Here is a 25227-nt window from a genome sequence, read left to right on the forward strand (position 1 = left end):
CGGGAATTGCGTTTTCCGGGCCGGGTGGCGGAGCTGGCCCTTGACAGTGCCGGGGCGGGTCTGCGCAAGTGGACGGCTGAAACGACAAGCATTTAGCGAACCAGCCATGCGCAAAACTCTTCTTGCGGCTGTCGGCTTCGCCACCATCGTGACGGGGCCGGCGCTGACCACCGCCGCCCGGGCCGAGGAACAGCTCAGCGCTGAACAGGCGCGGGCGTTCGTTGTCGGGCGTGATTTCTCCTTCACCTGCTTCGAGGGCTCCAAGGGCTCCGGGCGGGTCAATGCTGACGGCTCGGTGGCCGGGATCATCTCCCTGCGCGAGGCGCCGGCCCGCTTTGTGCGCCTGCCGGCCAACACCCTTCGTGTGCGCAGCGGCGCAGTGTGTGGCGCCGTGAAGGGCATGAGCTTCGAGCCGTGCTTCGATGTGGTGAAAACCGGGCCCGGCAGCTTCCGCGGCACCCTCTCGGGTGTGCAGACCATGTGGTGTGACTTCCAGCGGACGGGGCGCGACCGCCCTCAGGTGGCCTCGCGCCGCAGCCGTTCGCGCACCGCCGCCCAGGAAGCCTCGGCGGAGTGAGTCTCTTCCAAATGAGCCTCTGCTGAGAGAGGCTTTTGGCAGCTGAGGACGGGGGCCTGAACGGGCGCCCCGCCCAGTGGGCGCGGAAGGCCGCTGTTTCACATTCATCCTTCTGGCGCTCGTCGTCGCTGTCCCGATCTCCGGTCGGGTTGCGCGCGGCTCCGCCGCCGCGATGGGCGCGCTTTCGGGACCCCGCTGATCCACAATGATGCTCCTGCCTCGATTTGAGAGCGCCCGGTCCTCTGGCACCGGCCCGGGGGTGATGCCTTAAGGCGATGGGTTGGCCTGCCCCGCCCCAGGACGTCGCCTCCCTCCCACCCGAAAAAGCTCCGGGTTCCGCGTGGCGCGCTGTCGGGCGCCCCTGTCCCACTTTGCGCGGAACAGCTCCGGCTTCGTCTCGCGCTGAGCTGGACGCCTAGCCTCGGCGCGTCGTCATTTGGGGGAGGACCAACGGCCGCGCGGGAAGCGCAAGCTGCGGATCTCGGTCCTGGCCTGAGGGGCGAGCCTTAAGGAGGCGGTCTCGGCCGTCTCCCCAGCGGCAATTGGGCTGCGGAGAAGGGCGTTCCGGACGACCTTAAAGGGCTGGCTCCCCCGCTGGCCCCGTGCCGGCCTGCAGCTCCGGGGATGAGGGCTCGTCCTCCGCCTCGATGCGCGCGCGCTGGCGGTGCAGCTCGTGGCCCACATGTTCCATGAACACGCGGACGCGGGCCGTGGCTCGGATGTCCGGGTGTGTCACCAGCCAGAGGCCCGATGCCATTTCCGGCTCGGGGCCGAGGAAGCGCCGCAGGCCGGGGGTGCGGGCGCCGATGAAGCAGGGCAGCACCGTGAGCCCGATGCCGGCGGCCGCCGCCTCGGCAAGGCCGAGCACTGAATTGACGCGATACACCAGCCTTTCTTCGCCCACCCGCTCCCGCAGCCATTTGGCCGGCTTGATGCCGCCGAGGGCGTCGGAAAAGCCGATCCAGTCGTGCCGGCGCAGCTCGCCCGGTTCCAGACGGCCGCCGGGGACCATGTCCGGGCGGGCATAGACCCCCCAGCCGATGCTGGCGATGCGGCGGCCCACCAGGGCGTCACCGGGCCGGTCGCTGGCGCGGATGGCCACATCCGCGTCGCGCTTGGACAGGCTGAGGGATGAATTGCTGACCACCACCTCCAGCCGGATTTCCGGATAGGCCTCCCGAAAGCTGGCGAACACCGGCGTCAGCAGGTGAATGAGCATGGAATCGTTGGTGGTCACCCGCAGCTCGCCCGAAGGCCGCAGATCCTGGCCGGTGATGCGGCGTTCCACGGCCGCCACTTCCTCGCCCATCCGCTCGGCCAGGCGCACCATCTCCTCGCCGGTGGGGGTCGGCACGTAGCCGGAGCGGGAACGGTCGAACAGGCGGGTGCCGATATGCGTTTCCAGGGCGCCAAGCCGCCGGAAGATGGTGGAATGGTTCACCGCCAGCTGCTCCGCCGCGCCGGCGAGGGAGCCCGTTTCGGCGATGGCCCGCACCAGCCGGAAATCATCCCAGGCGATCATCCGTGTTGCACCCGTGCCGGTTGCTGAACGCCGGTGACATTACGCCATTGCATCGCGGAAAGCGCGAATGAATGCGCGCTTACTCTTCGCTGTCCTCGCGCCGGCTAGCGCCGCGCTCTCCCTTATGGGCCAGCAGGCGCTGGTAGAGCCAGCCCATGGCTACCAGCACCACGCCGAGCCCGATGAAGGACACCGCGCGCAGCATGCCCTCAAGGTCCGCCATGTCGGAGATGAACACCTTGAGCACGGTGGCGATGGTGACCGCGGCTGACGCCAGGCGCAGGCTGCGCGAGCCCTGCCACAGGCCGAGGCCCAGCAGCACGATGCCGAAGGCGAGCCAGGTGGCGGAATAGGCATACCACTCCATGGCGCCGATGCGGTCGGCCGACAGGACGGGCCCCTGGAACAGGCGGCTGACCTGGAAGGTGGCATAAGCGAGCGCCAGCACCACCGCGAGGGCCGAGGCGCCGAGCCGCAGCCGCCGGCGCTCGGGCGGCAGGCCCGCCGCATAGAGCAAGGCGAGGCCGGCTGGCAGGGCATAGGCCACGAGCAGGTCATTGAATACGACGCCACCGACGCTCTGGCCGGTCATGAATGGATTGTCCGCCGTCAGCGCCGCAAGGGCGCAGACCGCCGCCAGCGCGGCCACCAGATCCGCGAACAGGCGGTAGAAGGCGCGCCCCGTCACCGTGGCAAGCCGCGACAGCCCCACCGCATAGGTTCCGTAGAGCGCGGCGAGCAGCCCGGTCTCGAACAGGCGGGTTCCGGCGGCAAAGACATCGCCGCCATGGGCGAGGTGGCGCACCTCCAGGGCCGCCAGCAGGATGGCGAAGACCAAGGCGAGGCTTTCCAGCACCCGCCGGCTCCAGTCGTCGCCCCCACGCGCCAGCAGGCGCGCCGCGCCGGCGAAGGCGAGCGCGGGCACCCCATAGCCCCACAGCAGCCAGTTGAGAATCGGCAGGGTCCCGAGGTCCGTGCCGGCAATGGTCGGGTCCCAGCCCACCCGCGCGAGCACCACGAGGCCCAGCCCCGCCGAGAGCTGCCGCAGGCCCGGCAGGGGGCGCTGCGTGGAGGCCCAGGCGACCCCCAGGGCGGCCAGGGCGAGCCCCACCGTCAGCCACCCCTTCTCCAAAGCGAAGGCGAGGGCGAGGGCCAGGCTCACCACGCCGCCGGTGGCGAAGGCGGCTGCGGCGGGCCATTGCCGAAGGCGGGAAAGACCCTCGGACGCGGCGGTGAACAAAGCGGCGAGCGCCAGGGCCAAAACGGCGAAAGGCAGGCTTCGGTCCAGCTCCGTGAGGCGGCCGTAGGCGGCGATCAGCAGCAGCAGGGGGCCGGCCGTGCCCGCTGCCGCCCACCCGAGCCCGAACAGGTCGCGCCGCGCGCGCCAAGCCCCCGCGACGCCGATCCCCGCCAGCAGCAGCCCCATTAGGAAGCCATAGAGAGCGAAGGAGGCCAAGGCGAGCGGGGCCGGCTCCGGCACCGCGCCCGCCAGCGGCCCGGCGGGGGCGATGCTGGTGGCCGGCAGGGGCGGAAACGCCCAGGCGGCAAGGATCACCGGAGCCGTCAGCGCCGCCGCCAAGGCGGCGAAGGTGGCGGCCGGGGCGCGCCACGCCAGCGCCAGGGCTCCAAGTGCGGCGATGATGAAGACGAGAAGCGGCAGCGCTGCCGTTTCCCCCTGCTGCGCGGCGAAGGCGGCGATGGCGAGGGCCAGGGCAGCGCCCAATGTGGCGACGGGATCCGGCCGCTCGCCGCCCGGTGGGCCCAGGAGATGGTCCGGCGTCAGCAGCCCGGCGGTGAGCGCCAGCAGCGCCAAGGCGAGCGCGCCGGCGGCCGCCACCGCCTGGGGCACGGCGAACAGCAGCAGCGTGAAGCCCCACGCCCCCATGCCCGCGACCGCCAGCACCGCGAACCACCGCCACAGCCGGATGCGCGCCACCACCAGCGCCGCCGCCCCCACCATGGTGATGAGCAGCGCCACGCCCCAGGCATTGGGTTCGTCCGAACCGACGAGGAACGGGGTCACCGCCGCGCCGGCAAAGCCGAGGGCCGCCAGCGCCGGGCCGTGCAGCAGCGCGGCCAGCACGGTGCCGGCGCCGGTCAACCCCAGAAGAGCCACCGCCACGGGAGGGGAGATGAGGTGATAGAGCTCGTGGGCCGCATAGAGGCTGCCGAAGGCGGTCATGGTGCCGATGGCGGTGAGCAGGCCGGGAACCTGGGGCCACCCCTGTGGCGGCGTGGCGGCGGGGCTCTGCCGCAGGTCGAGGCGCCGCAGGGCTTCACCCGCTGCCAACAAGGCCAAAGCGAGGGCAAGGCCAAGGCCGATGCGTCCGGCGGGCCCGATCAGGTTCTGCTCCACGGCGAAGCGCACCAGGAACACGCCGCCCAGCGCCAGGGCCAGACCACCCACCCAGACCGCCCATCGCGCGCCGATCTTCTCCTCGATCCCACTGAAATTCTCCCGCAGCCGACCGAGATTCCACTGCGTGCCAAGCCGCGCGCGAGGGGGCCTTGCGGCTCTTGTCACCTGCTCCGGCGCGGGTGGGGATGGCTGGCGCACCGGTGCCGCGCGAGCCGGCTCGGGGATGACCGGCTCCGCAACGGTTTGTGTGGCCATGGCTGCCTCGAGCTGCGCCACCCGCGCTTCCAGCAGGCGCAGGCGGCTGCGCTGCTTGAGGCTGAGGATCAGGCCCACCAGCGCCATGACCGGAAAGGCGAGCAACACGACCACCAGCCAAGCCAATTCATCCATGCCATCTCATCCTTGCGGAGGCTCGCGCCCATTCCGCCTTGGCTTTTCGTGTTCGCCCTCGCGCCAAGCTACCGCGCCGCACGGCGCCACGCCAGGACACGTCTGCCGCGCTGGTCGCGCCGTGCCGGTCGTGTTGGGACAGCCGCGCCAGGGCAGCCCCACCAGGACGTCCCCGGCGACTCCCCTGCCAGGACTGCCGCACCGGACCGTCGCACAAGGACCGTCGCACAAGGACCGTCGTGCCGGGACGGGCGCACCAGGGCAGTCGCACAGCTGCGGTCTTGCCAGCACGGCGCTTGCCAGCACGGTCTCGCCACGACGCAGGCGTCGGGGCTGTGGCGCCGGGTCTCCCCTGCCAGGGCGGCCGCGTTGTCGGTGCGTGGCGCTTGTCCGGGGGGCGCTCGGGCTCCCGCTTTCTCAGGACGGTGCCGATAGGTCGGTTTCCAAAAGCTTGAGCGGGAAATGGGGCCGGCGCGATGGTCTCATCGCGCCGATGACCGGCCGGATCCCGCGCGCAGGGGGGCGCCTTGGGGGAGTGGGGAGTGGGGAGGGGTGCCGCGGGGGCGTCCGGAACCGGCATCGACCCCCGGGGCCATCGCTCTCCGTTAACGCTGATAATTACCGCTCTTCGCCCGGCAGCGCTCTGCGCTCCGTCGCCGTCATGGTCGGCGCGGGGCGGGGGGCGGTGCCCTTCAACCATATGGTGAAGTTGAAGGCGCCCAAGTGACGCTTGGGACGAAGGGGGCGCTTGGGACGAAAGGACCGCTCGAGGCGAGAGGGCCGCTCGGGGCGAGAGGGCGCTCGAGGGAGGTGCTCTCAGCGGTGGCACGGGCATGCGCGCTACCAAGGCGCTTGCTTCCTCAGCCCTGGGCCGGTGGAGTCGTGGTGGGGAGCTGTTTCCTCCCCCTGCCGCCTGCGGGGCCGGCCGCACCGGCCCGCAAGCGAGAACGCGGCGCGGGCCGGGATACGTCGCACCCAGTCCCAGGCCGCACCCAGTCCCAGCAGGCCCGCCGCAAGGCGGGCCGCGTTGTGGGTGGAAGGCTCAGTTGGCCTTCTTGTCTTCCTCGGCCTTGCGCACGGGGGCAGGCTGGTCCACGGTGTCGAGACCGCCCTGGATCTTCTTCTCAATCTTCGCGAGATCGTCGGGTTCGGGCTTCATGTCGCGGGCGTGGTTCCACTGGAAGCCGGCCTCCAGCGGGCGGCCGACCTTCCAATAAGCATCGCCCAGATGGTCGTTGATGACCGGATCCTGCGGCATCAGCTCCACCGCCCGCTCCAGCTCGTTCACCGCGTCGTCATAGCGGCCGAGGCGGTAATAGGCCCAGCCCAGGCTGTCCACGATGGGGCCGTCGTCCGGGCGCAGGGAGACCGCCTTGCGGATCATGTCCAGCCCCTCGTCCAGGTTCACGCCCCGGTCGACCCAGGAATAGCCCAGATAGTTCAGCACCTGGGGCTGGTCTGGATTGAGGATGAGCGCCTTCTTCAGGTCAGCCTCGGCGGCCGGCCAGTTCTTGCTGCGCTCGTTGCAGATGCCGCGGAAGTAGAACAGCGCCCAGTTGCCCTTGTCCGGATTCGGAACGAGGTCGATGGCCTTGCTGTAGGTGCCCGCGCACTCCGGGAACATCTTGCGCGACTGCTGGATGCGGCCCAGCGCCACGATGGCTTCCAGATCCTTCGGATTGGCGGCGATCAGCTCCTGAAGGTGCTTGCGCGCCTCGGCCGACTTGTCCACCGCGTCGAGATTGAGGGCGAGCTGCACCTCCGCATTGTTCCACAGCGGCGAGGTGGACGGCACCTTCTCATAGACCTGGATGGCCTTGAGCGGCTGCTTCAGCTGCTCGTAGAGGTCGGCCAGGGTGAGGGTGGCGAAGGGGTGCTGCGGGTCGAGCCAGTGGGCAAGCTGGAGATAGACCAGCGCGAGATCCTCGCCGCCCTGCCGGCCCAGGGTCGCGCCCAGGCCGTAGAGCACCTCGGCGGACCCCTCCTGGGCGGTGGTGACGAGGGGCGGAAGGGCCTTTCCGGCCTTCAGCTCCTTGATCTCCGCCAGCACCATGGGGTGGTTCGGCATGGCCTTCTCGAACTCGGCCAAGGCGGCGACCGCCTGTTCCTTGCCCTCGTTGCGCGACAGCCAGCGGGCATAGGCATCCGCCGTGCGCAGGGAGCCGGGGTCGAGCTTCACCGCTTCCGCGAGGCGCTTGCCCGCTTCCTTACGATTGCCGGCGGCGTCGAGGATGAGGCCCGAATGCAGCGCCTTCAGCGGCGCATACCAATCCGGCCCCTGCAGGTGGTCGATGAGCTCCACCGCGCCCTTGGTGTTGCCAGAGCCGAAGAAGGTCCAGGCGGCGAGCAGCGTGGCGGTGAGATCGCCGATGGGGCCGCGCACCGAAAGGGAAAGGTTGGTTCGCGCGGTCTGGTACTGGCTCTTCTTGATGGCCTTCACCGCCAGGGCGAGGCGGGCGATGCGGTGGGTGCGGTCCACCTTCACCAGACGCTCGGCCAATTTCATGGCCTCGTCCATCTGGCCGTCCACCAGGGTGGCGAAGAAGGTGCGCTCCACCACTTCCGCATTGCGCGAATCAAGGCGCAGCAGGTTGCGCAGATAGGTCACCGCGGCGTCCGTATCGCGCTCGGAGCTGGCGAAGCGCGCGGCAAGGTAGCTGCCCGAGACGGTGGGATCCTCATCCACGGACAGGTCCGCCGGGGCCTCGGCGCGCGCCGTGACGGGCAAAGCAAGGTGCATCACCGCGGCAAGGCCGACAGCCAGGGCCACGGAGGAGGAGAGGCGGGGAATCTTCACCGATCGAGAATCCTGAAGAGCCTGTGCGGCCGTTGCAACGCGCTATTCAAGCGCGGCGAGATGGCGGGAGGATGGCCGCTTTCCGCGTGCGCCGCAAGTTTGCGTGCCGTCACGCGGTCTTGATGCTATGGCGAGGGGGCGGCGGAAGGTGTTCCGCCGCCCCCCAATGCCCCGTGGGTCGTCCGCTTCCGGCATGGGCGGAACCTTGCGGCCCCTCCTGCGGCGCGGCATAAGGGCGGCCATGCATCCGCTCGTCGACAAGGCTCCGGCCAAGATCAACCTGACCTTGAGGGTCACGGGCCGACGGCCAGATGGGTATCATGATCTTGTGAGTCTCGTGGCCTTCGCAGGCGCGGCGGATCTCGTTTCGCTCGATCCCGGAGCGCCGCTGGGGCTTGACGTGGCCGGCCCCACAGCCGTGGATGCGGGCCCCGACGCGGAAAATCTGGTGCTCAAGGCCGCATCCGCCTTCGCGCGGGAAGTGGCCGGTGCAAGGCTTGGCGCCTTCCGCCTGGTGAAGCGCCTGCCCGTGGCCGCGGGGCTGGGCGGGGGCTCGTCCGACGCGGCCGCCGCACTGCGCCTTCTGGCCGGTCTCAACGGTGTCGCGGCCGATGATCCCCGCCTGTTCGCGGCGGCCCGCGCCACCGGCGCCGACGTGACCGTGTGCCTCGACCCCCGGGCGCGGATCATGCGTGGCGTCGGGCATGATCTGTCCGCGCCTTTGGATCTGCCGCTTCTGCCAGCGGTGCTCGTGAACTGCCGGGTGGCGGTGCCCACGGCGGATGTGTTCCGCACCCTGGGCCTGCGTGCCGGGGAAGTGCTGCCGGGGCCGGAGCATCCGGCCACCCTCCCGCGCGAGGCCGGGGCGCTCCGCGCCGCCTTGGCCGCTCTACCCAATGATCTGGAGCCGCCGGCCCGTGTGGTGGCCCAGCGCATTCAGGATGTGATGGAGCATCTGGCCAGCCTGCCCGAAGCCTTGCTGGTGCGCATGTCCGGTTCGGGAGCCACCGTTTTCGCCCTCACCCAGAGCTGCCGCTCCGCCGTTGCTTTGGCCCGGCGGGTGACGGCCGCACACCCGGACTGGTGGGTGCGATCCACGGTTCTGCGCTGAGGCGGCCGCGTCTCCGCCGGAGATTGCCTTCGCCCGAGATGACTGGGAGGGGTGACGGGCTTACGCGCTGCGAAAGCTGGGGCGATCCTGTTCCTCCGCAGCCGGGCAGAAGCCGTTTCAGGCGGAGCGCGATCGCCATCCGACGGGTTGGGCGCGTTTCCCCTTTCGCCTAAGTGGCGGCCGCTCCGGGGGGCAAGAGATCGGGCGTGTCCGAGCGCGGTGGGCGCCGGGATGTCAAAAGGCATGTTCATTCAAGGAACCATGCGCGCCCCGCTCTCCGAGACCCACGGAGATGGTTCCGGCTTTGAACCCGCAATGGCCTTCGCGGTCCTTCCCTCTGGTCCGGAACGTTTCCCAGCGAAGCGGGAAGTGATTTACGTTACGGAAACTTGTAAAAGCAAATCGATAGCCTGTTCCAGCGTCCACATAAGAGCTGAAGCGCATATCGCGGGCGTGATTTTCTATTCTGCATTGTGGGCGCTCGGCCGCGAATGGGCGACGCGGCGCTATCGGGAGCATCTGGGTGGCATGCATGGGCCTCTCCCTTCGCGGCGCGCAGATCGTCGCAGGCACATCGAGTCGAGGCCCTTTCTTCGCGCCCGGATTCTTCGCGCCCCGAAGACTTGGGGTACCGGATCGCCGGGGCGGGCCGCGCAATCCTGCCCATGATGGCGCGGGCCGATCCGCACCGCTCATCCGCGACGGCTTAACGGTAAAGGGGCGGCCTCCGCATGGAGAGGCGGTCACAGCGCTGGGGGCACCCGAAGGGCGCGGCCCCGGGGCCGCGTGGGGGAGGCCGTCAGTGCCGTTCTCCATCCTCGGTGCGTGTTCGGGGCGAGGCCCCAAGGGCGCGTGGGATAAGGGCGCGTGGGATAAGGGGCATGCCGTAAGGGCATGCGCAGGAGGGGCGTATGCGGGCGCGTGTCGGGCCGCGTCCCACAGGGCTGGGGTGGTGGTACAACAGGCGTCTTGCCCGGCCCGGCCGAAGCCTTGTCGCTCGAAGCGGCGATCGCCGCAGGCCCCGACCGCCCATGAGGACGACATGACCTTGCCCGCTTTTCTGTTCGCGGCTCTTGGCGAAATTGCCGGCTGCTTTGCCTTCTGGCATGTGGCGCGCCATGGCGGGTCGCCGTGGTGGCTGCTGCCGGGGCTTGCCAGCCTCTCCGCCTTCGCCGTCGCGCTCACCTTCGTCGATGCGCCGGCGGCGGGGCGGGCCTTCGCGGCCTATGGCGGCATCTACATCGTGGCGTCGCTGGCGTGGCTGTGGGCCGTGGAAGGCGTTCGGCCCGATCGTTGGGACGCGGCCGGCGCGGCTTTGTGCCTCGCCGGCGCGGCCGTCATCGTGTTCGGCCCGCGCGGAGCGTGAGCCGGCGCGGGCTCAGTGGGCGCGGGCGAGGCAGAAGTCCACGGCCTGCGACAAAGCGGACTTGGCCGGGCTTGCCGGGAACAGGGCCAGCGCATCCTTGGCGATGGCGCCGTAGTGGCGGGCGCGCTCCACCGTGTCGGCCAGCGCCCGGTGCTTCATGAGCAGGGCAATGGCCTGCTTGAGGTCCGCGTCGGTCACGTCGCCATGCTCCAGGCATTTCTGCCAGAAGCCGCGCTCGCTCTCGTCCCCCCGGCGGAAGGCGAGCAGCACGGGCAGGGTGATCTTGCCCTCGCGGAAGTCGTCACCCACGTTCTTGCCGAGCTTCTGCTGGCTGCCGCCATAGTCCAGCGCGTCGTCCACCAGCTGGAAGGCGATGCCGAGATTCATGCCGTAGGAGCGGCAGGCGGCCTGCTCGGCCTTGGGCCGCTCGCCCAGCACCGCGCCCACCTCGCAGGCGGCGGCGAACAGCTCGGCCGTCTTGCCGCGGATGACGGCCAGATAGTCGTCCTCCGAGGTCTGGGTGTTCTTGGCGGCGGCGAGCTGCATCACCTCGCCCTCGGCGATGACGCTGGCGGCGTTGGACAGGATGTCCAGGCAGGTGAGCGAGCCCACTTCCACCATCATCTTGAAGGCCTGGCCCAGCAGGAAGTCGCCCACCAGCACGCTGGCCTCGTTGCCCCACAGCTTGCGGGCGGCCAGCTTGCCCCGGCGCATGTCGCTCTCGTCCACCACGTCGTCGTGGAGGAGGGTGGCGGTGTGCATGAACTCCACCGAGGCGGAAAGCTTGATGTGGCCGTCGCCCTCATAGCCGCTGAGCGCGGCGCAGGCGAGCGTCAGCATCGGCCGCAGCCGCTTGCCGCCGGAAGAGATGAGGTGGTTCGCCACCTCCGGGATCATCGCCACGTCGGAGCCCGTGCGCGCCAGAATGGCGGCGTTCACGCGTTCCATGTCCGCTTTCACGAGACGCACCAGGGCGTCAATGGACGGCTCGTTGGGCTCGAACGGAAGAACGATGGCCAAGAAACGCCCCCGCTTGTCAATCTTGCGGGCGCACCATAGGGATGCCCAGGGGCTTGGCGCAAGGGGTTCGCAACAGTTCGGCCCCAAGGGCAGGGGCCGCATCCACATGGATGCGGGTTCAAGGCGGGAGCGGGTGAGGATGCGGGAGCTGCTGCGAACCAATGACTTGGTGTTGCTCGGCGCCATCGAAGCCCTGCTCGATGCGGCGGAAATCGGCCATTTGGTCGCGGATGCGCATATCAGCGCCCTTGAAGGCTCCATCGGTATTCTGCCCCGCCGCCTGCTGGTGGTGGACGAGGATGCCGACCGCGCCCGGCGCCTGTTGATGGAGGCCGGCTTCGGCGCGGCCCTGCAGGATCCGCCATGATTCCCCCCTTGGGCAAAAATCCACCCGCCGATGTCACCCGCGATGCCATTCTGGGTGGCCGCGTGGCGCTGCGGCAGCCGGCCCGTGGCCATCGGGTGGGGCATGATGCGGTGCTGCTGGCGGCGCTTGCGCCGCAGGCCTGCCGCGCGATGGTGGACCTGGGAGCCGGCGTGGGCGGGGCGGGGCTGTCCTTCCTCGCGCGGGTGTCGCAGGCGCGCGGCACGCTGGTGGAGATCGATCCGGACCTCGCGGCCCTGGCCCTTCAGAATGTGGACGTCAACGGCTGGGCGGCGCGCTGCACCGTCGTGGCGGGGGATGTGCTCACCCTTGCCCGTCCATCCGGACCGGCGGAGCCTCAGCCGGGGGCGGCGGACCTCGTGCTGATGAACCCGCCTTTCAACGCGAATGCCGCGCACCAGATCTCGCCCCATGCGGGCCGCGCCCGCGCCCACATGGCGGCGGGGGAACTGCTGGGGGCATGGGTGAAGGCGGCCTATCGGTGCCTCGCGCCGGGGGGCGTGCTGTGTCTCATCCACCGACCGGAGGAGCTGGGGGCGATTCTCGACGCGCTTGCCGGGCGCTTCGGCGCGGCGGAGCTTCTGGCGGTTCATCCCCGGCCGGATGCGCCGGCGGTGCGCCTGCTGGTGCGGGCGGTGAAGGGCCGGCGCACCCCATCGCGTCTCCTGCCCGGCCTGGTGCTCGCCGATGCACACGGCCACCCCACCGCCGCCGCCGAGGCGGTGTTGCGGGATGCGCAGGGCCTGGGCTGAGGCGGGCGCGCCGCGCGGCCGCTTGGCCATGCCATCGGGCGGCTGGGGCGAGTTGCCCTGTGGGGCGACGATCGGGCCAGGATCTCCATCCCCGAATCCGGTTGGCTGGACGCCAGCCTTGTTCAACGAACGGGGTTTGGCCCGCGGGGCGTCGCCTCTGCGCCAAGACTGATGCGCGGCGGGGACCGATAGGCGGTACCAGATCGATGGGCGTGGCCGGGGCATGATCGGCAAGGCCGGAGCCGATAGCCCCCGCCAGGACGGATCGTTGGGGCCAGGACGGATCGTTGGGGCCAGGACGGATCGACGGAGTTCGGCCTGATCGTCAGTGGCCAGAGGGATCATCAGGGCTAGAACTGACCATCACGGCTAGGATAATTCCCTACGGTAAGGCTGGATCTCCAGGGCTAGGATAGATTGTCAGCGCGAGATCGGATCATCCGGGCCAAGACGGATCGGCGGCGGCAAGACAAGTCGGCAGGGCTTGGGCTGAGCGAGGGCGGGGCGCTCTGCGTGGCTCCGGCTCGCCTGCGGGCTCGTCCGGCGCGGCGGGGGTGCCGCGCGTCTTTGGAAAGATCCTGGCGGCGGGCTTCGCGGTGCCTTGAGGCCGTCGCCCGCGCGGCTTACATCTCAAGCATGGCCGATCCCCTCTCCCTCCTCCCGCGCCGCCTGCGCGCCCTTCTGCCCAAGAGCTGGCGCCCCGAGGCGCCGGTGGTGCCCGTGGTGCGCCTTTCCGGCGCCATCGGCATGAGCTCTCCCTTCTCCGCCTCGCTCACCCTCGCGGGCTGCGCCAAGGCGCTGGAGAAGGCGTTCGCGATGAAAGAGGCGCCGGCAGTGGCGCTGCTCATCAATTCGCCCGGCGGCTCGCCGGTGCAGTCGCACCTCATTTTCAAGCGCATCCGGGCGCTGGCGGAGGAGAAGGAGAAGCACGTCTTCGCCTTCGTGGAGGATGTGGCGGCCTCCGGTGGCTACATGATCGCCTGCGCTGCGGACGAGATCTTCGCCGATCCGTGCTCGGTGGTGGGCTCCATCGGCGTGGTGAGCGCTGGCTTCGGTCTGGACAAGGCCATTGCCCGCTTCGGCATCGAGCGGCGCGTCTACACGGCCGGCGAGCGGAAGGTGACCCTCGATCCCTTCCAGCCGGAGCGCCCGGAGGATGTGGAGCGGCTCGACACCCTGCTGAAGGAACTGCACGTGGTGTTCGCGGATCTGGTGCGTTCGCGCCGGGGCGTGACGTTGACGGCGGATGACGCCACCCTGTTCTCGGGCGAGTTCTGGCTGGCCACCCAGGCGCTCGGCCTGGGGTTGCTCGACGGGTTGGGCGATGTGCGCTCCACCCTGCGCGCCCGCTATGGCGAAAAGGTTCAGACGCCCTTGATGGAGGCGCCGAAACCCTTCTTTTTGCGCCGCTCCGGCGGCTTTTCGGCCAGCCTTGCCCATCACGCGGCGGCCGGTGCCGTCGCCGCCGCCGAGGAGCGCGCCCTGTGGGCCCGCTACGGCCTGTGAACGCCCCCCTGCCTTTCCCCCCTTCCCGCCGGCCCGGTAGATGAGCACGATGAACACGCCCGCCAGCACCCCCGCGAACACCCTCTTCATTGCCGTCGCCCAGCTGAACCCCACCGTGGGCGATGTTTCCGGAAACCTGGAGCTGGCCCGCCGCACCCGCGACGCGGCGCGGCTTTCCGGCGCCGACCTCGTGGTGTTCTCCGAACTTTTCATCGCCGGCTATCCGCCGGAGGACCTGGTGCTGAAGCCTTCGTTCCAGGCCGCCTGCCGCAAGGCCATGGAAGAGCTGGCAGCGGAAACGGTGGAGGGCCCGGCGCTGCTCATCGGCTCGCCCTGGGTGGAGGGCGGCAAGCTCTATAATTCGGTGCTGCTGCTGGAGAATGGCGGCATTTCCGCGGTTCGCCACAAGGTCGACCTGCCCAATTACGGCGTGTTCGATGAGAAGCGCGTCTTCGCCGCCGGCCCCATGCCGGGGCCGATCCCGTTCAAGGGGGTGCGCCTGGGCGTGCCCGTCTGCGAGGATATCTGGGGGCCGGACGTGGTGGAGTGCTTGGCCGAGACCGGGGCCGAGATCCTGCTGGTGCCCAATGGCTCGCCTTATCGCCGCTCGGTCTATGAGGAACGGGAGAACGTGGCGGTGGCCCGGGTGGTGGAGAGCCGCCTGCCGCTGCTCTATGTGAACCAGGTGGGCGGCCAGGACGAACTGGTGTTCGACGGCGCCTCCTTCTGCCTCAACGCCGATCGCTTCCTGGCGCTCCAGTTCCCCAGCTTCGAGGAGCGGGTGCGCGTGACCCGGTGGGAGCGCCTGCCCACCGGCTGGGCCATGACCGAGGGCGGCATCACCGACCGCACCGAGGAGGACAGGGCCGATTATGCCGCCTGCGTGCTGGGCCTGAAGGACTATGTGAACAAGAACCGTTTCCCCGGCGTGGTGATCGGTCTTTCCGGCGGCATCGACAGCGCCCTGTGCGCGGCCATGGCGGTGGATGCGCTGGGGCCGGAACGGGTGCATTGCATCATGCTGCCCTACCGATACACCTCCGGCGAGAGCCTTTCCGACGCGGCGGCGGTCGCCGATGCGCTGGGCGTGCGCTACGACACCCTGCCCATCGCCCCCGCCGTGGAGGGGCTGGAGGCGGTGCTTCAGCCCGTGTTCGCCGGCAGGGAACGGGACGTGACGGAGGAAAATCTTCAGTCGCGGGTGCGCGGCACCTTGTTGATGTCCATTTCCAACAAGTTCGGCGGCATGGTGGTGACCACCGGCAACAAATCCGAGATGTCCACCGGCTATGCCACCCTCTATGGCGACATGAATGGCGGCTACAATCCCATCAAGGATCTGTACAAGACCGAGGTGTTCCGCCTCTCCCGCCTGCGCAATGCCTGGAAGCCGGCCTGGGCGCTGGGCCCCGGCGGCACGGTGATCGCCGACCGCCTCATCGACAAGCCGCCCACCGCCGAGCTGCGCGAGGACCAGAAGGACGAGGATTCCCTACCGCCTTACTCCATTCTGGATGCCATTTTGTTCCGGCTGGTGGAGCTGGAGGCGCCGGTTGCAAGCGTGATCGAGGAAGGGTTTGACCCGGCGGTGGTGAAGCGGGTGGAGCGCCTTCTTACCATTGCCGAATATAAGCGCCGTCAGGCGGCACCGGGCGTGAAGGTGACGCCGCGCAATTTCGGCCGCGACCGCCGCTATCCCATCACAAACCGCTTCCGGGATGAGGGTTGAGGCCCATTTTCCTACCCCGGGGGGCAAAAAAACGTCAGCCTGACGATCCGCGGGGGAAGATCGTCAGGCTGAGCGCGATTGGAAACGTCCGGTCGCCTCGCGCGCTTTTTTCATCTCATGGATGTGGCGTGGGCAACATCCCCAAGATGGAGGAGATGTGCGCCCAATTTGCATTACAACCCCTCGTTGCCCGGTAGATGTGAACCTTTTTCGCCACGCAGCTCATCATTTTTACCACATGAGCCGGCGCAGCATGCGCATTCCTCAACGGAATATGCCCGCCCTGGGGCTCAGGGGGCTGGTGCGCCGTCGAGGTCCCGCAGGATGCTCGCGGGTGCGCCGCGCGCGGTGATGCGCCCTTCCGCCATCACGATGATCTCATCCATGGCGTCGAGCCGGGCGCGGCGATGGGAGATCAGCAGCAGGGCACGGCCCTCGGTGTCCTCCAGCACGGCGGACATCACCCGCCGCTCGGTCTCGGTGTCGAGTCCCTCGGTGGGCTCGTCGAGAATGAGGATGGGCGCATCCTTCAGCAGGGCGCGGGCAAGGCCGAGGCGTCGCGCTTCGCCGCCGGAAACCTTCGCGCCATGGGCGCCGACGAAGGTGTCGAGCCCCTCGGGCTGGCTCTCCACGAAGGCGAGGATGCCCGCCTTGGCGCAGGCGCCCTTCAGTGCCGCGTCGTCGGCGCCGGGCGCGGCAATGGCGAGGTTCTCGCGAATGGTGGCGGAGAACAGGTGGTCGCCTTGCGCCAGCACCGCGAGCCGGGCGCGCAGCGCATCGGTGTCATAGGCGGCGACGGAGTCGTCCGCGAAACGCACCTCGCCGGTGCCGGACGCCCGGAAGCGCAGGGCCAGGGCGACCAGGCTCGATTTGCCCGAGCCGCTCTCGCCGATGATGCCGATGCGCCGGCCCGGCTCCAGGGTGAAGCTCACATCCTCCAGCGCCGGCGCGTGCGCGCCTGGATAGGTGAGGCCGACATGGCTGAAGGCAAGGGCACCCCGGGCCGGCACCGGCTTCGGCGCGGCGGGCTCGGCCACCGGGGCGGGACGGTCCACCAGGGCGAAGATGCGGCGGGCGGAGGCCAGCGTTCCCGGCAGGGTCTGGAAGGCCAGCGGCAGCGGCGCCACCGCCTCGAACAGAGCCAGGGAGAACAGGGCCAGCATCACCAGGTCCGGTCCCGGCAGGCTGCCGCCAAGCACGCGCGGCGCGCCGATCAGGATGACCGCCAGCAGGGCCGCCTGGGCCGCAAGGCCAACCCCCGCGCCGGCAAAGCCCGCAATGCCGGCCAGCCGGCCCTCTGCGGCGATGAGGGTGTTGGAGGTGGCGTCCACGGCGGCGCGGTGGCGCCGGTCCGGGTCATAGATGTCAAGCTCGGCGCGGCCTTCCAGGTGGTCCACCAAGGCGGCGTTCAGCTCCGCGCCATGGGCGGTGACGGCGCGGGCGGCGGGCGCGGCGAGCCGCTGCACCAGAAGTGGCAGCACAAGGCCGGCGAACAGCGCGGCGCCGGCCACCGCCAGCGCCATGGCTTCATCATGCCCGGCGATGAAGGCCAGGCCCACGGCCAGCACGATGAGCGCGGCCGCCACCGGCGAGATCACCCGCAGGAAGGCGAATTCCAGTCGGTCGATATCGCCTTTCAGCCGGGCCAGCAGGTCGCCGCTGCGCTGGTCCTGCAAGGCAGCCGGGGCCAGGGGCGTGAGGCGGACGAAGAACCAGGGGCGCAGGCTCGCCACGAATTTCAGCGTCGCCTGGTGGCCCACCAGACGCTCGATGTAGCGCGAGAGGGTGCGGGCGATGGCGAAGCCGCGAATATAGGCCGCCGGCGCGAAAACATCGATGGCGATGCCCGCCGCGCCCGCCAGCGCCATGGCGGTGATGAACCAGCCCGAAGTGGCCATGAGCGCCATGTGGGCGAGGCTCGCGAAGGCCGAGAGCAGCACCGCGACGCCCATCCACAGGGCCTGGGGTCGCATGAGCGCCACAAGGCGCAGGAAGTCCTTCATTGGGCCGCCTCCCAGAAATCGGCGTCGCCACCGGCGGCGAGGCGCGCATAAAGGCCGCCCTGGGCGAGGAGGGTGGCGGCGTCGCCCTCCTCGACGATGCGGCCGCGGTTCAGCACCACGATGCGGTGGGCGCCGGAGATGCTGGAGAGCCGGTGGGCGGCGATGAGCCCGCCGCGCCCCGGCAGAAGGCGGGCCAGGGCGGCTTCCACCTTGGCCTCGTTCTCGCTGTCGAGATGGGCGGTGGGCTCGTCCAGCACCACCATGGGGGCGTCGCGATAGAAGGCGCGCGCCACGGAAAGGCGGTGGGCCTCGCCGCCGGAGAGGCCGGCGCCACCTTCGCCCACACGGCCCTGGAGCCCGCCGGGCACGGCCGCCACCACGTCCGCAAGGCCGGCCTCGGCCACCGCCACCTCAAGCCGCGCGGCATCGGGCGCGGCCTCGCCGGGGGCGATGTTGGCGGCGAGCGTGCCGGCGAACAGGCGCGGACGCTGGGGCACATAGCCGATGGCACGCCGCCATTGGGCAAGGTCGAGCTCCGCCAGCGGCACGCCATTCACCAGCACCCGGCCGGAGGTGGGCGCCACGAAGCCGAGCAGCAGGTGGATGAGGGAGGACTTGCCGGCGCCGGAAGGGCCCACCAGGGCCACGGTTTCACCAGGCGCCAGGGCGAAGCTCACCCCATCGAGGGCCATGCGGCCATCGGGAAAGGTGAGGTGCACATCCTCGAACCGCACCTCGATCCGCTTGGGCGAAGGCAGGGGGGTGGCCCCGCCCGTTTCGGCCAGAGCGGGCACGTCCTCCAGGGCCACCATGCGCTCGGCGGCGCCCAGCGCCTCCATGCGCGCGTGGTAGGCGGTGCCCATGGCGCGCAGGGGCGCGTAGAATTCGGGCGCCAGCAGCAGGATGAACAGGCCGGTGAAGAAGTCCATCTCGCCCCAAAGCAGCCGGAAGCCGATGAACACCGCCACCATGGCGATGGAGACCGTGGCGAAGAATTCCAGCACCAGGGACGAGAGGAAGGCGATGCGCAGCACCGCCATGGTGTCGCGCCGGTAGCCGTCCGCCACATCCGCCACCTGGCGCGCCATGCGGCCGGCGGCATTGAAGGCCTTCAGCGTGGCCAGGCCCTGCACCGCGTCCAGCAGGTGTCCGGACATGCGGGCCAGCCGGCGCCATTGCTTCTGGTTGAGCCGCTCCGCCCCCTTGCCGATGAAGATCATGAACACCGGGATGAGCGGCGCCGTGAACAGGAAGACGAGCCCGGAGACCCAGTCCAGGGGGAACACCACGACGAGGATGGCGAGCGGCAGCACCACCGCCAGGACGGATGCGGGAATGTAGCGGGAATAGAAGGGCTCCACCGCCTTCACGCCTTCGGCCAGGGCGGCCACCAGTTCGCCGGTGCTGCGTTCGGCAAGGCCCACGGGGCCGATCTTCTCCACGCGGTCGAGCAGGGCGGCGCGCATGGCGCGCATCACCCGCGCGGCGGCGGCGAAGCCGAAGCGCTCGGTGGCCCACTGGGTGGCGAAGCGCAGCGCCATGGCGGTGGCGAGCGCAGCGATCTCCGGCGTAAAGGCGAGGGCCGGGCGACCCTGGAACAGCACGCCATCCAGGATGCGCGCCACCAGGAAGGCCTGGAGAATGATGATGAGGCCCGTCGCCACCGATGCCGTCATGGTGACGTTGAGATCGCGCCGGGCCGATCCGCGAAAGCGGGAGAGGAAAGCGGACAGGCGCTTTTTGTCCGGCCGCTGATCGGTGTCGGGAGAGGTGGTGATGGCGCTGCCTCCGCTGGGCCGACGTGCCCGCTTGTCGGCGGGGCGTGTTGGGGGCTCCCGGGGAAGCAATGGAGCCATCACCCCCGCCCGCGCACATCGGCGCGCGGCCAAGGAGCGTCCTCACCGCCGGGGGATGCCTCGGATGCGGGGAGCGATAGCATACAATCCGGCGCGCATCACTGCGATGAAACGCCCGAATCCCGTTGCGGAAGGCGGGTCGGAAGGCTCAGGCCGGCGTCATTTGCAGCCCTTGCGGGCTTCCCAATAGCGCACCTGGTCCACATAGCGCTGCTGTTCGGGCGTGAGCTGGCCATAGGGCGGATAGCAGCGCTCGCCAAAAGTGGCGATGGCGTCCGCCGTCTTGAAGCAATGGCCTTGCTCGGCATAGACGGCATTGCGCTGATACCACAGGGCGCGGCAGGATAATTGGCTCAGCTCCTGCGCCATCGCCGGCCCGGACGCCAGCACAGGCGCCAGCGACAGGGCAAGCGCCGCCCATGCCGGACGAAGGGCGAGCACTCTCTTCCGGGGCATCCTCATTGCAGGTCTCCCGCGCCGGGACGGCTGTCCGCTGGGTATCATGACGCGGGGACAGACTAGCCGAAGCCCGTGGCGGCCGGGAAGGCGAAAGCGTTCCCGGCGCTGGGGGCTAGGGCGGGAAGGGCAGGGGTGCTGTCCCTTATGCGACTTTATGCGGAGACGCCCCTGTCGCATGATGTCGTTAAGCGTGAAGCTGCCGCGCGCCAATCCCGAGGGCCAACCCCGGAACCGGAGGAACACCCGTCATGCCGCACAAGCGAGCGCTCACGAAGCGCGACCGCGCCACGAAAATCGTGGCCACCGTGGGCCCCTCGTCCAATTCGCAGGAGAAGCTGGAGGCGCTGTTCCGCGCTGGCGTGGACGTGTTCCGCCTCAATTTCAGCCACGGCACCCAGGCCGACCATGGCGTGGTGCTGGAGCGTATCCGCCGGCTGGAAAAGGAGGTGGGCCGCCCCATCGGCGTCATCGCCGACGTGCAGGGGCCCAAGCTGCGCATTGGCCGGTTCAAGGAAGGCGCCATCGCCATCACGCCCGGCGACATCCTGCACTTCGACGCCGACACGGACCGGCTGGGCGAGGGGCGGCGCGTGCCCATTCCCCATCCCGACATTCTGGAGGCGCTGCCGGTCGGCTCCACGGTGCTCTGCGACGACGGCAAGGTGCGCCTGAAGGTGGTGGAGAAGGGGCCGGGCTATCTCGAAGCCCAGGTGGTGGCCGGTACGCGCCTGTCCAACACGAAGGGCTTCAACATTCCCGACGTGGTGCTGCCGCTCTCCCCCCTCACGGAGAAGGACCGCGCCGACCTGGAATTTGCCTGCGCGGCGGGGGTGGAATGGATCGCCCTTTCCTTCGTGCAGAAGCCGGAGGACATTCACGAGGCCCGCGCCCTCATCCAAGGCCGCGCCTCGGTGATGCTGAAGATGGAGAAGCCCTCGGCGGTGGAGCACCTCACCGAGCTGGTGGAGCTCTCCGACGCCATCATGGTGGCGCGCGGCGACCTGGGGGTGGAAATCTCCCTGGCCGAGGTGCCGGCGCTGCAGCGGCGCATGATCGCGGAGGCGCGCAAGTTCGGCCGGCCGGTTATCGTCGCCACCCAGATGCTGGAATCCATGATCCTCGCGCCCGTCCCCACCCGCGCGGAGGTCTCCGACGTGGCCACCGCCGTTTACGAGGGGACGGACGCTGTCATGCTCTCCGCCGAGACCGCCGCCGGCCAGTATCCGGTGGAGGCGGTGCAGGTGATGGATGACGTCATCCGCCACGTGGAGCACGACCCCGGCTACCGCAAGGTGCTGGGCGCCTCCGAGGCGGAATGGGGCAACAATATCGGCGACGCCGTCATCAAGGCCAGCTACGAGGCGGCGGTGGCGGTGGATGCGGCGGCCCTGGTCGCCTTCACCCTCTCGGGCACCACCGGCCTGCGCGCCGCGCGGGAGCGGCCGAAGCTCGCCATCCTGGGCCTCACGCCCGAGATGGAGACGGCCCGCCGGCTCGCCCTGTCCTACGGCGTGCACGCGGTGCACATGAAGGAGGACATCCACTCCTTCGGCGAGATGGTGGACACGGCGGTGCGCACCACCGTGCGCCACGGCCTTGGGGCGCCGGGGGACCGGCTCGCCATCTGCGCTGGCGTGCCCTTCGCCCAGCCCGGCACCACCAACATCATGCGCATCACCATCATCGGCGCCGATGATCCGCCCTCGCGCTACGATATCGACGCCGCGGCAGCCCCCAAGGGCGGCCGGAAGGAACAGGTGTAGAAGCTGTATTTCAGTGAAAACAGGAAGTTGCCCCCTCGGCGCGCGGGGGCGGTGGCTGCATTGTGTCGGCAGGCGAAAAGTATTTGCCTGCCGTGCGCCGTGCATGCGTGGTATCCATTTGACGCAGGCCGGGATAAGCGGCAGGAATAACTCGGAAAAATAGGATCTCGTCGATAGTTTTGCCGGCTCATAACTTGTAGGTGGCTAGACGTGCGTCGCCTGGCTGCCGATATTATGTGCATCCAAACTGATGCGATGCAGTGCCATGGGCGTCGAAGTCGAGCGAAAATTTCTCGTGGTTTCAGAGGCTTGGCGTGAAGGTGCCAAAGCCTGCGCGATCCGGCAGGGTTATCTGTGCCTGGGGGCGGAAACCACGGTGCGTGTTCGTGTGGCCGGCCCGCGCGCCTTTATCACCGTCAAGAGCAAGACGGAGGGAATCTCCCGGGCCGAGTATGAATACGACATTCCCCTTGGCGATGCCGAGGCCATGCTCGACGATCTCTGTGCCCGCCCGCTGATCGAAAAAACCCGCTATTCGATTGTCCATGCGGGCAAGCTGTGGACCGTGGATGTCTTCGGCGCCGACAATGCCGGCCTCGTGGTGGCCGAGGTGGAGCTGGAGCATCCCGAGGAAAAGGTGGCGCTGCCGCCATGGGTGGGCAAGGAGGTGACCTCCGACCCGCGCTACCGCAATTCCTCCCTCGTCAACGCGCCGCTCGGCGGCGGCTGCCTCGTCGGCTGAAACCGCTGCCCGAGGCCGGCATCAGGCACTGCCCGGCGCCGGCGGCCTTTCGCGCGGCGCGGATTTGGCCAAAGCGCCTTCGATGGCGAGCAGGTCGCGCCAGGCGAGGCGCTTGCCGATGGGCGTGCGCAGCAGATAGGCCGGGTGGAAGGTGGCCAGCGCCTGGATGGTGCGGGTGCCGGTTTCGTAATCCATGAAGCGGCCGCGCAGTTTGGTGATGCCCTCGGTGGTGGCGAACAGAGCCTGCGCGGACTGGCCGCCCAGGCATACCAGCACATCAGGATCCGCCAGCTCGATCTGCCGGGCGATGAAGGGCAGGCAGATGGCCGTTTCCTGCGGGGTGGGCGTGCGGTTGCCCGGCGGGCGCCAGGGAATGATGTTCGCGATATAGGCGCTGGACCGGTCGAGGCCGATGGCGCCCAGCATCAGGTCGAGGAGCTGCCCGGCCCGGCCCACGAAGGGAAGGCCCTGCTGGTCCTCGTCCCGTCCCGGCGCCTCGCCCACGAACATCACCCGCGCCGCCGGGTTGCCGTCGGCGAAGACGAGGCGGCTGGCGGTGCGTTTCAAGGCGCAGCCCTCGAACGCCTCCAGGAGGGCGCGCAGTTCCTCCAGGCTGGCGGCGCCACGGGCGGCTTCCCGGGCCGCCATCACCGCCTCGTCCGGCGAATGGGGGGCGATGGTGGGGCTGTGCGGCTGGGGGCGCGGCGCGGCGGGGCGCGCGGCCGGCCGCGCCGCAGGCGCCGGCGCGGTTTCGAGCTCGTCTTCCCCGCCCCGCGGGGCGCGGGCCTTCTGCTCGGCGGCGCTCTGGGCGAACCGATCGACCGGCTCCTCGCCCACGGCGATGTCCACCCCCGCTTCCAGATGGAAGGCGAGAAGGTCGGACCAGTCGTCGGGCGGAAGGAAGTCGGTCATGGATGTCCAGGCCGGGAGCGGCGGCGCCCCTCACGCGTTCTGCATGGCGAACCTATGGCACGGGCGGGCCCGCCGGTGAAGCAGTGCATTGCGGTATGTGCCTTCACGGACATGGGGACAACCACCCGATCGGTCAAGTCGTCGCACCCGGAAGGCATCTCGCGAATTGTCAGAACGGCCCAACCGTGGAAGAACTCCAACGAAAGCACGATGACGTAAACGGGAGCTTCACGGATGAGCGAGGCGGAACTGCCTGAACGCGAAGGCATGGATTATGACGTGGTGGTGGTGGGCGGCGGGCCCGCCGGTCTGGCCACGGCCATCCGCTTGAAGCAGCAGGCCGCCGAGCGCGGCGCCGAGATTTCCGTGGTGGTGGTGGAAAAGGGCTCGGAAGTCGGCGCCCACATCCTGTCCGGCGCGGTGGTGGACCCCTCGGGCCTCGACCAGCTTCTCCCCGGCTGGCGCGAGGATGACGAGCGCCCCCTGGTGACCGAGGTGATCGAGGACCACTTCTTCCTGCTCGGCCCGGCCGGCGGCGCCAAGCTGCCCAATTTCGCCATGCCGCCGCTGATGAACAACCACGGCAACTTCGTCGGCTCCCTGGGCAATGTGGCGCGCTACCTCGCCAAGAAGGCGGAAGAGCTGGAGGTGGAGATCTATCCCGGCTTCGCCGCCAACGAGGTGCTGTATGACGAGAAGGGCGCCGTGCGCGGCATCGCGACCGGCGACATGGGCATCGGCAAGGATGGCCAGCCCAAGCCCGAATTCACCCGCGGCATGGAGCTGCGCGGCCGCTACACCGTGTTCGCCGAGGGCGCGCGCGGCCAGCTCTCCAAGCAGCTCATCGCCAAGTTCGGCCTGGGCGAGGGGCGCGAGCCGCAGAAGTTCGGCATCGGCCTGAAGGAATTGTGGAAGGTCAAGCCGGAGAAGCACAAGCCCGGCCTGGTGCAGCATGCTTTCGGTTGGCCGCTCGATTCCAAGACCGGCGGCGGCGCCTTCCTCTACCACATGGAGGATGAGCAGGTGATGGTGGGCTTCGTGGTCCACCTGAACTACCAGAATCCCTGGCTCTCGCCCTTCGACGAGTTCCAGCGCTTCAAGACCCACCCCATGTTCCGCGACACCTTCGAGGGGGCCAAGCGCATCAGCTACGGCGCCCGCGCCATCACCGAGGGCGGGTTCCAGAGCGTGCCGAAGCTCAGCTTCCCCGGCGGCGTGCTGGTGGGCTGCGCGGCCGGCTTCGTCAACGTGCCGCGCATCAAGGGCAGCCACAATGCGGTGCTCTCCGGCATCCTGGCCGCCGACCATCTGGCCGAGGCGCTGGTGGCCGGGCGCGGGCATGACGAGCTTTCGAGCTATGAGAATGCCTGGCGCACCTCCGCCGTGGGCGAGGACCTGAAGAAGGTGCGCAATGTGAAGCCCCTGTGGTCCAAGCTCGGCACCTATGTGGGCATTCCGCTCGGCGCGCTGGACATGTGGGCCAACACTTTCGGCTTCTCGCTGTTCGGCACGCTGAAGCACGGCAAGGCCGACTATGCCAGCCTGAAGCCCGCCGCCAAGTGCAAGAAGATCACCTATGCCAAGCCCGATGGCGTGCTGACCTTCGACAAGCTCTCCTCGGTGTTCATCTCCAACACCAACCATGAGGAAGACCAGCCGGTTCACCTCAAGGTGGCGGACATGGCCCTGCAGAAGTCGTCGGAGCTCGACGTGTTCGGCGGCCCCTCCAACCGCTACTGCCCGGCGGGCGTGTACGAGTGGGTGGAGGAGGGCGGCGAGGGTCCGCGCTTCCAGATCAACGCGCAGAACTGCGTGCACTGCAAGACCTGCGATATCAAGGACCCCAACCAGAACATCACCTGGACCGCCCCCGAGGGCGGCGGCGGCCCGAACTACCCCAATATGTGAGAGCATACGGCCCAGGGGCGGCATTCGGCCCAGTCCCGGGGCCGGTGGCGCTTTCGCCAAGACGCAGAAA

18 protein-coding genes are annotated in these 25227 nt (G+C 69.4%); 10 read left to right on the forward strand and 8 right to left on the reverse strand.

Annotated features, from left to right (window positions below; all coding sequences use genetic code 11):
• Positions 1-106: 106 nt before the first annotated feature.
• Complete coding sequence (locus V5F26_RS07070) at positions 107-577, forward strand: hypothetical protein (RefSeq protein ID WP_234051644.1); 471 nt, start codon at positions 107-109, stop codon at positions 575-577.
• 574 nt (positions 578-1151) lie between these two features.
• On the opposite strand, the gene V5F26_RS07075 is transcribed toward V5F26_RS07070, so the two are convergent.
• From V5F26_RS07075 to V5F26_RS07085, 3 genes are all read right to left on the reverse strand, one after another.
• Entirely contained in the window at positions 1152-2099 is a 948-nt protein-coding gene (locus V5F26_RS07075; protein WP_394947014.1) for a LysR family transcriptional regulator, read from the reverse strand.
• A 79-nt stretch (positions 2100-2178) separates the two neighbouring features.
• A complete protein-coding gene (locus V5F26_RS07080; RefSeq protein ID WP_394947015.1) occupies positions 2179-4848 on the reverse strand; it encodes a DUF2339 domain-containing protein in 2670 nt (889 codons plus the stop codon).
• A gap of 1042 nt (positions 4849-5890) precedes the next feature.
• Complete coding sequence (locus tag V5F26_RS07085) at positions 5891-7588, reverse strand: tetratricopeptide repeat protein (protein ID WP_394947099.1); 1698 nt, start codon at positions 7586-7588, stop codon at positions 5891-5893.
• Positions 7589-7886: 298 nt separating this feature from the next.
• Between V5F26_RS07085 and V5F26_RS07090 the strand changes: the two genes are divergently transcribed.
• Entirely contained in the window at positions 7887-8756 is an 870-nt protein-coding gene (locus tag V5F26_RS07090) for a 4-(cytidine 5'-diphospho)-2-C-methyl-D-erythritol kinase (protein ID WP_394947016.1), read from the forward strand.
• 1042 nt (positions 8757-9798) lie between these two features.
• Positions 9799-10122, forward strand: a complete 324-nt coding sequence (locus V5F26_RS07095) for a YnfA family protein (protein WP_394947017.1) — start codon at positions 9799-9801, stop codon at positions 10120-10122.
• A gap of 12 nt (positions 10123-10134) precedes the next feature.
• Here the strand turns inward: V5F26_RS07095 and V5F26_RS07100 are convergent, their stop codons facing one another.
• Positions 10135-11142, reverse strand: a complete 1008-nt coding sequence (locus tag V5F26_RS07100; protein ID WP_394059072.1) for a polyprenyl synthetase family protein — start codon at positions 11140-11142, stop codon at positions 10135-10137.
• Between the two features lie 139 nt (positions 11143-11281).
• Here V5F26_RS07100 and V5F26_RS07105 point away from each other — a divergent pair, with 139 nt between their 5' ends.
• From V5F26_RS07105 to V5F26_RS07120, 4 genes are all read left to right on the forward strand, one after another.
• Positions 11282-11509, forward strand: coding sequence for a putative signal transducing protein (locus tag V5F26_RS07105; protein ID WP_234051637.1), 228 nt, complete (start codon positions 11282-11284; stop codon positions 11507-11509).
• The gene (locus V5F26_RS07110; protein WP_394947018.1) at positions 11506-12279 is read left to right on the forward strand and encodes a tRNA1(Val) (adenine(37)-N6)-methyltransferase; all 774 of its coding nucleotides are present in this window, start codon (positions 11506-11508) and stop codon (positions 12277-12279) included. The genes V5F26_RS07105 and V5F26_RS07110 overlap by 4 nt, the downstream gene beginning before the upstream one ends.
• A 636-nt stretch (positions 12280-12915) precedes the next feature.
• The gene (locus V5F26_RS07115) at positions 12916-13785 is read left to right on the forward strand and encodes a S49 family peptidase (RefSeq protein ID WP_394947019.1); all 870 of its coding nucleotides are present in this window, start codon (positions 12916-12918) and stop codon (positions 13783-13785) included.
• Between the two features lie 40 nt (positions 13786-13825).
• Positions 13826-15514 carry an NAD+ synthase gene (locus V5F26_RS07120; RefSeq protein WP_394947020.1) on the forward strand — a complete coding sequence of 563 codons (1689 nt, stop codon included), beginning with the start codon at positions 13826-13828 and terminating at the stop codon, positions 15512-15514.
• A 290-nt stretch (positions 15515-15804) separates the two neighbouring features.
• Here V5F26_RS07120 and cydC read toward each other — a convergent pair whose 3' ends face one another.
• From cydC to V5F26_RS07135, 3 genes are all read right to left on the reverse strand, one after another.
• Entirely contained in the window at positions 15805-17517 is a 1713-nt protein-coding gene (cydC, locus tag V5F26_RS07125) for a thiol reductant ABC exporter subunit CydC (RefSeq protein WP_394947021.1), read from the reverse strand.
• Positions 17514-19373, reverse strand: coding sequence for a thiol reductant ABC exporter subunit CydD (cydD, locus tag V5F26_RS07130; protein ID WP_394947022.1), 1860 nt, complete (start codon positions 19371-19373; stop codon positions 17514-17516). The genes cydC and cydD overlap by 4 nt, the downstream gene beginning before the upstream one ends.
• A 159-nt stretch (positions 19374-19532) precedes the next feature.
• Positions 19533-19835: a YARHG domain-containing protein gene (locus V5F26_RS07135; RefSeq protein WP_394947023.1), complete on the reverse strand. Its 303-nt coding sequence runs from the start codon at positions 19833-19835 to the stop codon at positions 19533-19535.
• Positions 19836-20080: 245 nt separating this feature from the next.
• On the opposite strand from V5F26_RS07135, the gene pyk reads away from it, so the two are divergent.
• Positions 20081-21595, forward strand: coding sequence for a pyruvate kinase (gene pyk / locus V5F26_RS07140; RefSeq protein ID WP_394947024.1), 1515 nt, complete (start codon positions 20081-20083; stop codon positions 21593-21595).
• A 265-nt stretch (positions 21596-21860) separates the two neighbouring features.
• Entirely contained in the window at positions 21861-22337 is a 477-nt protein-coding gene (locus tag V5F26_RS07145) for a CYTH domain-containing protein (protein WP_234051629.1), read from the forward strand.
• Between the two features lie 21 nt (positions 22338-22358).
• Here V5F26_RS07145 and V5F26_RS07150 read toward each other — a convergent pair whose 3' ends face one another.
• Positions 22359-23249 carry a uracil-DNA glycosylase gene (locus V5F26_RS07150; RefSeq protein ID WP_394059086.1) on the reverse strand — a complete coding sequence of 297 codons (891 nt, stop codon included), beginning with the start codon at positions 23247-23249 and terminating at the stop codon, positions 22359-22361.
• A gap of 234 nt (positions 23250-23483) precedes the next feature.
• Here V5F26_RS07150 and V5F26_RS07155 point away from each other — a divergent pair, with 234 nt between their 5' ends.
• Positions 23484-25157 (forward strand): electron transfer flavoprotein-ubiquinone oxidoreductase, encoded by a 1674-nt coding sequence (locus V5F26_RS07155; RefSeq protein WP_234051627.1) that lies wholly within the window; start codon positions 23484-23486, stop codon positions 25155-25157.
• Positions 25158-25227: the final 70 nt, after the last annotated feature.

Source organism: Xanthobacter variabilis, assembly GCF_043831965.2.
In the GTDB taxonomy this organism is placed as follows: domain Bacteria; phylum Pseudomonadota; class Alphaproteobacteria; order Rhizobiales; family Xanthobacteraceae; genus Xanthobacter.

Bases quoted from the DNA above. Each gene is read 5' to 3' on its own strand.
- V5F26_RS07070 (WP_234051644.1), top strand. From the start codon at position 107: ATGCGCAAAACTCTTCTTGCGGCTGTCGGCTTCGCCACCATCGTGACG.
- V5F26_RS07075 (WP_394947014.1), bottom strand. From the start codon at position 2,099: ATGATCGCCTGGGATGATTTCCGGCTGGTGCGGGCCATCGCCGAAACG.
- V5F26_RS07080 (WP_394947015.1), bottom strand. From the start codon at position 4,848: ATGGATGAATTGGCTTGGCTGGTGGTCGTGTTGCTCGCCTTTCCGGTC.
- V5F26_RS07085 (WP_394947099.1), bottom strand. From the start codon at position 7,588: ATGCACCTTGCTTTGCCCGTCACGGCGCGCGCCGAGGCCCCGGCGGAC.
- V5F26_RS07090 (WP_394947016.1), top strand. From the start codon at position 7,887: ATGCATCCGCTCGTCGACAAGGCTCCGGCCAAGATCAACCTGACCTTG.
- V5F26_RS07095 (WP_394947017.1), top strand. From the start codon at position 9,799: ATGACCTTGCCCGCTTTTCTGTTCGCGGCTCTTGGCGAAATTGCCGGC.
- V5F26_RS07105 (WP_234051637.1), top strand. From the start codon at position 11,282: ATGCGGGAGCTGCTGCGAACCAATGACTTGGTGTTGCTCGGCGCCATC.
- V5F26_RS07110 (WP_394947018.1), top strand. From the start codon at position 11,506: ATGATTCCCCCCTTGGGCAAAAATCCACCCGCCGATGTCACCCGCGAT.
- V5F26_RS07115 (WP_394947019.1), top strand. From the start codon at position 12,916: ATGGCCGATCCCCTCTCCCTCCTCCCGCGCCGCCTGCGCGCCCTTCTG.
- V5F26_RS07120 (WP_394947020.1), top strand. From the start codon at position 13,826: ATGAGCACGATGAACACGCCCGCCAGCACCCCCGCGAACACCCTCTTC.
- cydC (WP_394947021.1), bottom strand. From the start codon at position 17,517: ATGAAGGACTTCCTGCGCCTTGTGGCGCTCATGCGACCCCAGGCCCTG.
- cydD (WP_394947022.1), bottom strand. From the start codon at position 19,373: ATGGCTCCATTGCTTCCCCGGGAGCCCCCAACACGCCCCGCCGACAAG.
- V5F26_RS07135 (WP_394947023.1), bottom strand. From the start codon at position 19,835: ATGAGGATGCCCCGGAAGAGAGTGCTCGCCCTTCGTCCGGCATGGGCG.
- pyk (WP_394947024.1), top strand. From the start codon at position 20,081: ATGCCGCACAAGCGAGCGCTCACGAAGCGCGACCGCGCCACGAAAATC.
- V5F26_RS07145 (WP_234051629.1), top strand. From the start codon at position 21,861: ATGGGCGTCGAAGTCGAGCGAAAATTTCTCGTGGTTTCAGAGGCTTGG.
- V5F26_RS07150 (WP_394059086.1), bottom strand. From the start codon at position 23,249: ATGACCGACTTCCTTCCGCCCGACGACTGGTCCGACCTTCTCGCCTTC.
- V5F26_RS07155 (WP_234051627.1), top strand. From the start codon at position 23,484: ATGAGCGAGGCGGAACTGCCTGAACGCGAAGGCATGGATTATGACGTG.